The following is an 11,902-nucleotide window of genomic DNA, read 5'->3' on the forward strand; positions in this document are numbered from 1 at the left end:
TGTTCATTAAAAGTTATGGGTATAATCTTTTTCCACTTTTAAGGTGAAAAATCTGCAAATCCTCATTGAGGCTTTTATTCTTCCGGTACCTTTCATCTTTTGACCGTCATAAGCAATAGCAAGCCGTACAACCAGAAAAACATGAATAATACGAACAACACATACGTGTCCGATAAACTGTATGAACATAATTACACTGGTTCTGCTACCGGGACCGAAAGCTTTTTTAACATACATTACTTCTATGCCCAATCCTACCATTACACTACCGTAAATCCAACCTGCATTAAAAGCTAATGCTGCACTTGCCTGTACACTCATGGCAAAATTGACATTCAGACTGTTACTTAAAGAAGGAGCATAATCCACCGAACAGTCAATAAATCCGCCACCACCAAATATGAAGGCTGTAAAAATGAATGGAGCTTCTCGTTTTCCAAGATAAAATCCTAATCCCAGATTAAAATCGAGTGTTTTCTTCTCCACATCAAAAGCTTTCATTCTAAAATACCCGCCAAAAGCAAGATTGGTAATATTGGTAGGTCCACCGCCTATTGTGATGGCTGGAATATCCAGCGAAGCATTCACTCCATACGGGATTTCAATATCTGTATTCTGATACTTTGCCTTTAAAATATCTATTTTAAAAACTGAAGTCTCTTCACTGTCTTCAGATTCTGCAGGAATATGTTTAGTGGCATCTGTAATTAGCTGCAACAGTCCGGACATTTCCATTCTGCTTGGATCTAAATCAAAATCATATTTATCATTAACACAGGTTATCTTAGCATCTCTGAAACGCATTAATTCTGTGCCCTGCAATCCTATGATGAAGGAACCTGTTAGCGATCCATAGTTTTCTTTTTCCAGCTTACTGTCTGCATCTATCTCTGCTTTTACATTCCCTACCAGAGTGGCTGCTTTGTCCAATGATATACTTACCGGTCCTATAGCAAAAAGCTGTTCCTGCTTGGGAAGACTTATATTCGTTTCTGCTTTTACCCAGGCTTTTAGGTTTTTAACATCTGTACCATGCATTATTTTAACATTATTTCTGAATGCATCCGGCATTTTAAATCCAGGGATTAAACGTTCCAGATTAAGACCACCTGCTCCTTTTAAAATATTGGTAAAATCATAATTGCTCAGCAGTGAGTTCTGAAAATTTTTCAAGGCCGTTTCACCCCATTCTCTGGCAGGTGCTAAAAACTTATCCGTAATAGAAACAGAAGGCAGTCTGATTCCCAGTGAAGAAAGGTTTTCTTTTAGCTGATTGAATTTCGTCACTACAGGAGTAATGGTTAAACGCTGTTCTATGTTTTCCCAATCGGTACTTACAAGCATTGCTATCGTCTTACGGTTGAAACCAAGTCCCGGAGCTACAAGTTCATCGTATACTCCTCTGTAATTGAATAAAGTATTATTTACTGCATCACTGAGGTCATTGTATGCATATTCCGTTTTTTTAACTTCTGAATAGGCATTGAGTAATGTTCCGGTGAGAGTACCCAAGTCTTCATTGAGCTCTTCAGTAAATTTATTGGCGGCAGCCAGAATATTTTGAGGATTTGGAGGTTGAGCTCCGATGGCATCTTCAAGATCTTTATAACTTTTATAACGTTCAAGATACTTGCTGAATTCGGCTTTGTATTGATCGGGATCCAGTTGATGAAAAAAGGATGACAATTCTCTCGCTATACTTTTAATGTAATCATCTGCTATTTTAAAATAATCAAAAAGGGGTTTAAAACCTGCTGTTGTACTTTTTGGATTATTCACAAGAATTGTTGAAAATTCTTTTTTAAGCCCAACTTCCAGTTCTCCCTTAATATCACTCACAATTTTATGTAAATGAGTATTAACAGAGGCTAAAAATTCCTTTTTTTCTCTACTAAAGGCTTTTAAAGTATCTTTAAGGTTCTTATTTTCAACTGTAATTATATTGCTGAGGACTTTCAGTACTTCTAAAAGCTTGCTTTCTATGGTACTGACTCCTTCCTTAAGACCTGAGGATTCTTTCTTGACTATTTCTCTTACTTTTTCAGATAAATTATCACCGTCGTTAATATATTCGATGATCTTAGTACACAATTCTTTGGTTTTTCTTACAGAAAAATTGATAAGTTCTTTAATTTCAGTCGGCTCTGATTCATCTATATCTTTAAGAATACTGTCAAATAAACCATTGATCCTTTCTTCCAGATTAAATTCAGCATTTAATTTATTTAACAGAACATTACTGGTGATCTCATCCAGAATACTTTTTCTTTTATCGTTTAAAAGTCTTTTTATTTCATCTATTACCTCATCCGGTATAGTCAGTTTAATCTTTAAAATTTCTTTTTCAGCATCTGATAAATGCATATCAACCTGCTGTAAAAAACATTTAATAACGTCTACTCCTTGTTCAATAATTCCCATCGCTTCACTGGCAAGCGAACCTACTTCAAAAGAAAGCTGTTCAATAATTTTTCGGACGGAGACAACCTGACCATCGATTTCATAATATAATTTATCAATAAATCCATCAGTTATTTCATCAGCTTCCGCTATTATTGCATTTACCTTTTTAATAGCCTCATCAGTCAGCAGACTATAATTAGTGATAAGTGCAGCTATAAATCCTTCAGTACTTTCCACGGTCTTTTTCCACAGTAACTTTGTTGGAAATTCAAAATGGTTGGCTGCGGACCATATAGCAGTATCCAAATGGCTCATCTGGGGATCTTTTACCAGTTCACCTTTAATGGCCTTGATCTGGTCTTTAGAAAAAGTAATCTTCTCTACTGCTTCTGAAACATATTCTGTTACACCAGCTGGGATTATACCGGATAATAACTTTGTATTGGTACGTTCAAGACCGTTTGCACAATGACTCAGGATATTATTTTTATCAAAAGCAAGCTGATTAAGTATTGTTTCTATTCCGGGCTTATTTGGAAGCTTTTCTGCCAGTTTGTTTCCTTTTGGAGTACTCCGCATCATGGTTACAACCCGAAGCTTACCGTTAATCTCTGAATTTTCTATATATCTCCCGTTTACTGAACTTGTTGCTTCCGAAGGTTTCACTTTAAAGCAGAATCGTTCATAACCTGGCAATATACTTATTGGTCCCGGTAATGGAGCGTCCATCAGTTCAGGAGTGTTTCCCAATGCCGGTCTGGCATTTTTGTGGATATCAACCATAGGTGCATCGGTATAATCTACATGTTTTATCAGAGGCCATTGATCAGTATTAGCTTCTATTTTAAGAGTTACCGATTTATTTCCATCAATAAATTGTGCTTCTGAACGAACATCCGTGTAAAAATGGAGTTTTTCCACACTTTCTAATGGAGAAAGAACATTTTTCATTTCAGCACCTTTAGGAGGCAACAGTTCCAGTAATACCTGCGGAAAAGGATAGATCTCAGGGTCAGCATTTTCATTCCATAAAGGAATTTCCCAGCCAATAATTTCCTTTCCATTTGCTTTTACATTTCTTCCCCATGAGGATGAAACCGGTATTTTTATACTTTTAAAATGACATCCTGTTACAGAACCTGCTCCATCCAGACTCACTCCATCCAGATCAGGAAATTTCCTAAGAGGTTCAAGGATTTCAATATATTCTCTTACTTTTCTTACAATAGGTCTCCCCAATAGTTCAGGCTGCTCATCTTTAAACTGGATTGATGGAACTACAGTACGTTCATATTCAATCACGTGCTTGGCTCTGTTCCAAAAAACGCCTATTCTTCCGATACGCTCTACAGCATGAAAATGGGTTCTTCCCAAAGAGGTTGTTGATTTTATAACGGTCTTATCACTGGAAAATCTGGCCGTTTGCTTGCCATAGCCACCCAAAGAGGTAAAAGCCAGCTGCTCAATTTCTCCGGAAGAGGAACCTTTACTGATCCCATCCCGCCACAACTGTTCATATACACCTAATGATTCAAACGGATACAATGCACCTCCTGCCAATCCATTAGGGTTATGGTATAGTTTGTCATTCTCTGCAGGGGAAATCTGCAGACCTAGCGGCCATCTAAACTGCGCTCCTTTGCCCTGTTCTTTAACCGAGCCATCTTCATTCAACAGGTTTTTTTCTCTACGGATAAAATAACTGATTCCGTCAGTAAACTTACCCGGACGAAAGGATTCAGAAGCAGACACTTCAAGAACAGACAGTCTGCTTTGCCAGGATCTGTATAAATCCCGGTATTTCATATACAGGCTTTTAAATGCTTCTTCCTGTAATTTTGATTCTTTCCATACAATATTGTTTTGTGGTGGATTGGGTATAGCTCCTAATTTGAGAGCCAGTTCTGCAATAAATGCATTTTTATTCTCTAACTGTGCTCCTAAACCATACAGCAGTTCAAACTTTGCTTTGATCAGCTGTAATCCGGGGCTGCCATTCCCCACTTCACCCCAGATGTTTTTAAGATTCCAGGCTGGTGTTACATATTGTCGGTTGAGCTGTTCATTAGCTATCTGCAACACTGCTGATGGAGAAAACTTGTAGTCGATGGCCTTGTTCTCCTCCGGTTCTCCACCACTGTTAATTTTATTTTTGATATAAGCCTCACCAATCCCCTGAGAAGGGAGACTAAGCTCAAATCCTTTTTCCAGTGCATTATCTGTATAGATTTCCCAAGTACCACTGTCAATGGAGAAATTTGATTTTCTCGCCAAAATATAAATTCCATCATCAGTAGATGGTGAGCGTAGAAGTTGTGTTTTAATTTTAGCAATCTGCTGAGGGGCAGCATTCAGTACTACGGCTTCTACTGTTGCTGTACTGTCTATTCCTCCAATCTGATCCTTTTCTTCCAACTGCATTTCCAGTCTGTAGTTCTGAGCAACATTTGAGCTTTCAGACATCATCAGATAATATGCGTTTTGTAGACCTTCAATAAGGTTTTCCTGTTTTTCAAGTAAAGGAATCACTAATGCAGGTTCACTTCTTTCACCAAAACCTTCAGATAAGGTACCTAAAGAAGATGGGGCTACCAGTTTTTCCTTACCAATGAGATCATTTCCAAATGCTTTCACCTCCTGAACAGGAATCCTGAATTTATTGATAGAGTAACAGTACTCTATGAAATCTTCCTTATCTATATCCTTATACCATTGCCATAAAAAAAGTGGTCTCTGAGCTTTTTGAAGCTGAAAACTTACCTGCAGTTTATCTATAAGTTCGTCTCCCTGAGAATAGTTTTTCAATTTAAAAGAAAATGAACCATCAAGCAATACAACGTCATTAAAATCAGGAGATGTTTTTCCTGTCTTGACGTTCAGAATAATGATACTTCCATTGTCTGCAACATTCCCTTCTGAAGATTCAAACACTACCCCATTAAGGGATATTAAAGGTTCTGTGATACGATGTACATGATTGGTTTTTGCAAAAAGATCTTTATTTCGGATTAATGGAAATGATATATCGGGGCTCCCAACTCCGGAAAAATAGACATTGGAAAAATTGGCGTTAACCCCATTGACATTATCATATACAACCGTAACAGAATTTAAAACTGTATTTTCAATTGTCGGAACAATTCCTATAGGTTGCGCACCTTCGGTATCAAGAATAGACAGAGCCTTTTTCTGTGTTTTTTCGTTCCAGGTATGAATAAGGTTTGTGGTATTCTTTATTTTACAGAGGATAGTCCGGTTTTCTTCAGAATCTTTGGTATACCGATACAACAAATAATTAATTACAGTACTTTCCCCATTATTTGAAAGATAGGTGCCTGCTACCCCTGTAACCGTCTTTTTATCAGCAATAAGAAGGGATAATTTGTTTTGGGTCGCATCTTTTCCCAGCCATGCAATTTGTGATTGGTCATCAATATCCTCATCTCTTATTTTGGTTGATACTAAATCAGAATTATTGAAACTTGTACTGATTTTAACAGGATATTTGTCAAAATCAAAAGTTACAATATCATCAATACGTCCATTATATTTCCAGTAAACCGGTACATCATAGCCGTTAGCATTGGCTTTATTTTTAGGATCAACAGTAAAGAATGGAGCATGTTCACCACCTTCAGGCTGTCTGACTCCGAACCAGGTTTCTAATTCATTAAAGTTTTTATAAACATCTATGATTTCACTCACTACTCCCCCAAGTCTGAAAAGTTTTTTATTATACAGGGGAAGCGTCATATTTCGATCAGTTATCCAGATTCCAATTCCTTCGCCTGTATTGTTTTCACTTATGTAATGAGCAGTTCCAAAGGCTGGATTGAAGTCGAAATAGGTACATGAAGTAATCAATTCCTGATACTCAGCATCTTTATCGGGAAGAAAGCTGTAATCTTTCCAGTTTGTTATTTTTCCGTCTTTTCCGTTATACAGTTTAACAATAGCTTTCCTGCATTGATAAATGTTCTTTAAAGGATCTTTAGAATAATTAAGTTCATATGTATAAGGGGTATCTGCACTTACTTTTAGTGGAACGCACCACAGAGGCTTTTCTGAATGCCAGTCAGGTTTGGCTTCAGGCTTACTGTCCCATCTTAATTGTTGTGTATTAAAGTCATTATCTATAGTTTTTTTTCCCTTACATCCTGCGAAAATACCAAAGTACTTGGTTTCTCCGTGATTGGTTTCCTGAAGTTCAACAACTGCCAACAATCGAAGATGTGGCTTAGCGTCTGAACCTTTGAGATAATTTTGTATTAACTGGCTCATGGAAATTAGTTTTTGGGTGAATACTAAACGTAATCATTTGGGTCCAGAGATGCTTTGGATCTCTCCTCAAGAGATGAATATGTCAACCATTTGGTCTTATGAATTTCCAGGTGCAAGTGAGGAGTATCACTACCAACATTACCACTCTTTCCTGTTTTTCCAATAACCTGTCCAGAAGTTACTTTATCTCCTTTTTTTACACTTATTGCACTCAAATGGCAGTATCCTGCTCCATATAAAACATCACCTTCTTTAAATTGCAAAGCAATATAGCTTCCCAATTCGGTTCCATATCCCGTATCAGTAATGGTTCCTTCTGCCAATGCAAAGCATTCTGTTCCTTCAGTTGCCTTCAAGTCTATTCCGCCATGAAATTTATTACCGGAATCCCGGGTACAGCCAAACTGATCTTTGAGTAAACCGTTTGCCCATTCCATACTTTTAAGGGGTGCAGAGGTAAAACCGGGAGCTTTTCCCCATCCGGCAGCATTAGGGCATACTCCTGCTGTTGGTGACAGCAAAAACTGCAATTGTTGTTGTTGTTGTTGTTGTTGTTGTGCCGCCAATAGTGCTCTAAGATTTGCACTATTCTGTTTTTCAACCAGTAAATTCTCTACCTTTTTCAGAATACTCTCTGATATACTGGAAAGTATCCGGTTGGTAGAAAAACCAAAGACAATTGCATAACCAAGGATCACCAACTGATCTTTTTTGTCTAAAATATTATTAATTCCTTTTAATTCAACAACAGCATGAATTAAGGGAGTAAGCAGGGCACCGGCAATTCCGATAATAATGTAACCGGTTAAGGCTAATTTCCATGTTAGAGGTGGCATACTCCAGGATTCTTCTTCAGCAGAAAGAGCCTCAGTCTCTTCTTTTGGTTTTGGTTTAATCGGTAATGACAGATAAGAATAAAAGAAATTTACAAGTCCGGCTATTGTACCGGCAACAGCAAATAAAAACATTAGGTTCATGGTATTAGTTTTTAAGTTATTTAAAATTGTTTACAGTATTTTAGCTATTATTTTGATTTAAAAAGCTTAAAACAGTTATAACGGTCTCCCTTTTCCAATACCTTTTATGGGGTTGTTTCATCAGTGTTTGGTATGATCTTCTTCAGCCGTTTCTTTTTACCGGGGAATCTACAGTTTGCTACTATGATAATAGTTTCTTAACCTTTACTCGAAAATATATGCTGCATTATTTATTGATGAGCAGATCAATAAATAATATCTCCTTATTGAATTACAAATTTTAGAATTATCCAGTAACGGATCAATTACCCTTTTGTGTACTATTATTACTGAACCGTAGATAAAATTGATTTGATATTTTCTGCTGTTTTAGATAGAATTTCAATTCAGTATTGAGGAAAAAGCCAATCTCAGGAAATAAGCTTTTTTCAAGGTTTCCAAGTGCAGAAACTGCGTGATTACTATCGGAGCCATCACCATTTACCACTCCACCATGCCCCGGATCTATTATAATGATTCCAGTTTTCATGATATAAGTTTTCTTAAAATTAATCATTTCTTTTGATTATCTGAAAAATATTTTTTGGTTGTATCTACAGCTTTCTGATGATATTCTTTTCTTCATTTGTTATTGATTCTTTGCAAAAAACTTCCCCTAACTTCTCATTAAAACCCATAAATTAGCAACTGTTGAAAGCAACCATCAATTAATGACAAAATGTAAGTATGAAAAAGGCAATTATTATTGGAGCAACATCAGGAATCGGAAAAAGACTGGCAGAGATTTTAGCACAACATCACTATAAAGTAGGCATTACAGGCAGAAGAAGCGAATTGCTTAATGATTTAAAACTACAAAAACCCAATTCATTCTACACCAACACTTTTGATATTACCAATACTACAGTAATTCCTGAATGTTTAGAAAAACTAGTACAGGAACTTGGCGGTCTTGATCTGATGATTATTTGTTCAGGAACAGGTGATCTTAACGAAAACCTTGATTTTGAAATTGAAAAGTGTACTGCAGAAACGAATGTAATAGGTTTTACATGTGTTGCTAACTGGGCCTTCAACTATTTTGAAAAACAGAATTCCGGACATCTGGTATCTATAACTTCTGTAGGCGGATTGCGTGGCAGCAGAATGGCTCCTGCTTATAATGCCACAAAAGCCTATCAGATGAATTATCTGGAAGGATTAAGACAAAAAGCAAAAAATTTGAAATCTGAAATCTTTGTTACGGATATAAGACCTGGCTTTGTAGATACAGCTATGGCAAAAGGAGAAGGCTTATTCTGGGTAGCAACAGCAGATAAAGCAAGCCAGCAAATCTTTAAAGCCATACAGAATAAAAGAGAAATAGTGTACGTTACTAAGCGCTGGGCCCTTATAGCCGCTATTTTAAAACGAATTCCAAGAGCCGTATACAACAGAATGTAACTTAGAATGAGTCTCTTATAACAACCTACTTCTAAATCGTGTTTTAATATGATAAAACTTAGGATAATATTTCCGAAATTTGTCCGAAATTAAATGTACAAAAGCCCCTAATGGAAGAATTTGAGTTACCTATAACCTATAAAGGAAAAGAAGAACTTTTCAATGTAAAACTGGCAACCTTCACCCATGGCTATAAATTCTATATAGATGTGCATGGCCACGAAGTTGTTTTTGAACGGGATGATTCAGGGAATATGCGTGCTATTGTACAGGACACCTCATCGGAATCCAAAGTAGAAAAAGGGCTTATTGAGGCCATTATGGAAGTATTTAATGCTCTTTAGTCTAAGCTGATTCCAGTCTGTATGCTTTAAGGCTTTTTCCTCTGTGTCTTTTAAAAAATTTGTTGATGTGACTTTCATCGGCAAACCCGAACTCATCGGCTATTTCGTGAACCCTTTTATCACTGAAACGTAGTCTGTGCTCTATCAGACGGATTTTGTAGGAAGAAATATACTGCTGAATAGATTCATTACATTGTTTACGGAAATAACTGCCAAGATAAGTTGGGGATAATCCAAACTCATTGGCAATAGCTTCTACTTTCAGAAGTTTAGGTTCACGTATATTTTCCTGAATATAATTCAGGATCTGAAGAACACGAACATCTGCATTGGAAGAGATATTCTCAGGCTTGATAACAGCTATATTCCTTGCTGCAATCACAATAACAGCATTTACCAGGTGGCGGGTAAGATCTTCGTTGTACACTGAATCATGTTCTATCGCCTGCTGTAAATTCCGGATCAGCAGACTTATCATCTTTTTATCCTCACTATTCACCAATACTGAACCTGACAGATGAGAGGCATAATACAAAAGACATTCAATATGATCTATACTTTTCCACTGATACTCTTTGATGTAGTTTTCTCCAAAACGGATCACCATAAACTCACAGACCCCATTCAGGTCAAATCCATGACAGTCATTGGGGGTAATTAAAAACAGGTCTCCGGCAACATATTTAATTTTATTCTCATTAACGATATGATCTCCAATACCGGAAATGACATACACCAGCTCAAAAAAGTTAAATTGCCTGTCCTTTAATGGGCATTGATCTATCTTTTCATAAAAAACTTCAAGGGATTGGTATATATTTTCTCTTGCCATAGTTCAAAGGTACCTAAATAAGCTTTAAATATACCTGTTTTCACCTATTTTATCAGTCTATTTTTGCCATACAAATTTTATATAATGGAGAAAAAAATAGATGCAGAGCTTTTAAAAGCCATTACTGACAGTCCATTCAACCAGATTGATTATGAATATTTATTGGCTCATCATCCAGAAAAGATCAGGGAAGAAGAAATGAATATCATGATTAAGGAAGAATCATTACCTGTTCCTTTGCCACTGTGTGTAGAGAATATCCATATTCCTTCTTCAGAGCCACAAAGAGATATCAGGCTGAGAGTTTACAGGCCAAAGGGAAAACAAAACTTACCGGTACTGCTCTATTTTCATGGAGGTGCTTTTATATACGGAACACCGGAACAATATGATTTTATTTTTTTCCGACTGGCATTGGATATTAATACAGTTATCGTTTCTGTAGATTATCGGTTAGCTCCTGAACATCCGTTTCCTGCGGCAATGGAAGACGGTTATAAGGCTTTACAGTGGCTCTCTGAATCAGCAGACCATATTGATGGAGACAAAAACAGGATAATAATTGGCGGAAGCAGTGCAGGAGCCACCATTGCAGCATCAGTAGCCCATTACGTAAGAGATAAAAAAGAAATCAATATTCTGCATCAATACTTAATCTATCCTCCTACGGATCATTTACTGAGAACCTCATCTATGAATGAACTGGCCAATGCTCCTATGCAGACTAAAAAAGCTGCTGAATGGATGTGGAAACATTATCTCAGCCATCAAATGGTTCAACCGCCTCAGTATTCTGTTCCTTTACATGAGAAGGATTTTAAAGATCTGCCGGATACTACCATTATTGTATGTGAATTGGATCCCTTGAAGGATGAAGGAAAAGAATATGCTGAAAAATTAAAGAATGCAGGCGTTTCAGTTACTCTCTTAGAAATTGAAGGGGCAGTGCATGCTTTTGATTTCTTTCCCTCTAAGCTCGCTGAAACTTTCTACAACCAACAGGTCAAATTATTTAAATCAATTTTAACCCAGAAATCATGAAAAAAATTGTTGTTATCAATGGACATCCGTCTCAGGAAAGTTTTAATTCTGCCATTGCAGAAACTTATATCCATTCCGCTTCAGTTTCCGGTGCTGAGGTACGGTATATTGCTATTGGAAGCCTGAAGTTTAATCCTAATTTGCAGTTTGGTTACTGGCAAAGAATGGAACTTGAACCCGATCTGGTAAAAGCTCTGGAAGATATCCAGCGGAGCGAACATCAGGTATGGATACATCCGGTTTGGTGGCTGGGTATGCCTGCTGTAATGAAGGGATTCTTTGACAGGGCATTTCTTCCGGGTATTGTTTTTAAAAGTGATAAAAAAGGAAACAGCGAAGGGTTATTGAATGCCAAATCGGCAAGAATCATTACCACAGCTGGTGATCTGTCCCTCAAAGTTTATGAAGATGAGTATCAGTCAAGCGGACTCATCCAGCTCAAGAAAGGAATTTTAGAATATTGTGGAGTTTCATCCATTGAAAACCATTTTATAGGCCCGCTGTATGAATTGAATGAAAAAGACAGAAAAGAATGGCTGGACACAATCAAAGGATTGGCCACTGCCGATTCTTTATAAAAT

At 37.0% G+C, this 11,902-nt stretch carries 8 protein-coding genes; 4 read left to right on the forward strand and 4 right to left on the reverse strand.

Annotated elements, in window-relative coordinates; genetic code table 11:
- Positions 1–6: 6 nt before the first annotated feature.
- From BOQ64_RS01155 to BOQ64_RS01165, 3 genes are all read right to left on the reverse strand, one after another.
- Positions 7–6,684, reverse strand: a complete 6,678-nt coding sequence (locus BOQ64_RS01155) for a hypothetical protein (RefSeq protein ID WP_129059614.1) — start codon at positions 6,682–6,684, stop codon at positions 7–9.
- A 23-nt stretch (positions 6,685–6,707) separates the two neighbouring features.
- Positions 6,708–7,661 carry a M23 family metallopeptidase gene (locus BOQ64_RS01160; protein ID WP_129056738.1) on the reverse strand — a complete coding sequence of 318 codons (954 nt, stop codon included), beginning with the start codon at positions 7,659–7,661 and terminating at the stop codon, positions 6,708–6,710.
- Positions 7,662–7,962: 301 nt separating this feature from the next.
- Positions 7,963–8,190: a hypothetical protein gene (locus BOQ64_RS01165; protein ID WP_129056736.1), complete on the reverse strand. Its 228-nt coding sequence runs from the start codon at positions 8,188–8,190 to the stop codon at positions 7,963–7,965.
- Positions 8,191–8,387: 197 nt separating this feature from the next.
- Between BOQ64_RS01165 and BOQ64_RS01170 the strand changes: the two genes are divergently transcribed.
- Positions 8,388–9,104: an SDR family NAD(P)-dependent oxidoreductase gene (locus tag BOQ64_RS01170; RefSeq protein WP_129056735.1), complete on the forward strand. Its 717-nt coding sequence runs from the start codon at positions 8,388–8,390 to the stop codon at positions 9,102–9,104.
- A 110-nt stretch (positions 9,105–9,214) separates the two neighbouring features.
- Positions 9,215–9,448: a hypothetical protein gene (locus tag BOQ64_RS01175; RefSeq protein WP_129056733.1), complete on the forward strand. Its 234-nt coding sequence runs from the start codon at positions 9,215–9,217 to the stop codon at positions 9,446–9,448.
- A gap of 1 nt (position 9,449) precedes the next feature.
- Here BOQ64_RS01175 and BOQ64_RS01180 read toward each other — a convergent pair whose 3' ends face one another.
- Complete coding sequence (locus BOQ64_RS01180; RefSeq protein ID WP_185147051.1) at positions 9,450–10,280, reverse strand: AraC family transcriptional regulator; 831 nt, start codon at positions 10,278–10,280, stop codon at positions 9,450–9,452.
- A gap of 84 nt (positions 10,281–10,364) precedes the next feature.
- On the opposite strand from BOQ64_RS01180, the gene BOQ64_RS01185 reads away from it, so the two are divergent.
- On the forward strand, positions 10,365–11,321 hold the full coding sequence (locus BOQ64_RS01185) for an alpha/beta hydrolase (RefSeq protein ID WP_185147052.1): 957 nt from the start codon (positions 10,365–10,367) through the stop codon (positions 11,319–11,321).
- A complete protein-coding gene (locus tag BOQ64_RS01190) occupies positions 11,318–11,899 on the forward strand; it encodes an NAD(P)H-dependent oxidoreductase (protein ID WP_129056731.1) in 582 nt (193 codons plus the stop codon). The genes BOQ64_RS01185 and BOQ64_RS01190 overlap by 4 nt, the downstream gene beginning before the upstream one ends.
- The last annotated feature ends 3 nt before the right edge of the window (positions 11,900–11,902 follow it).

Origin of the sequence: Chryseobacterium sp. CH25, from assembly GCF_004119455.1 — a bacterium.
Taxonomy (GTDB): domain Bacteria; phylum Bacteroidota; class Bacteroidia; order Flavobacteriales; family Weeksellaceae; genus Chryseobacterium.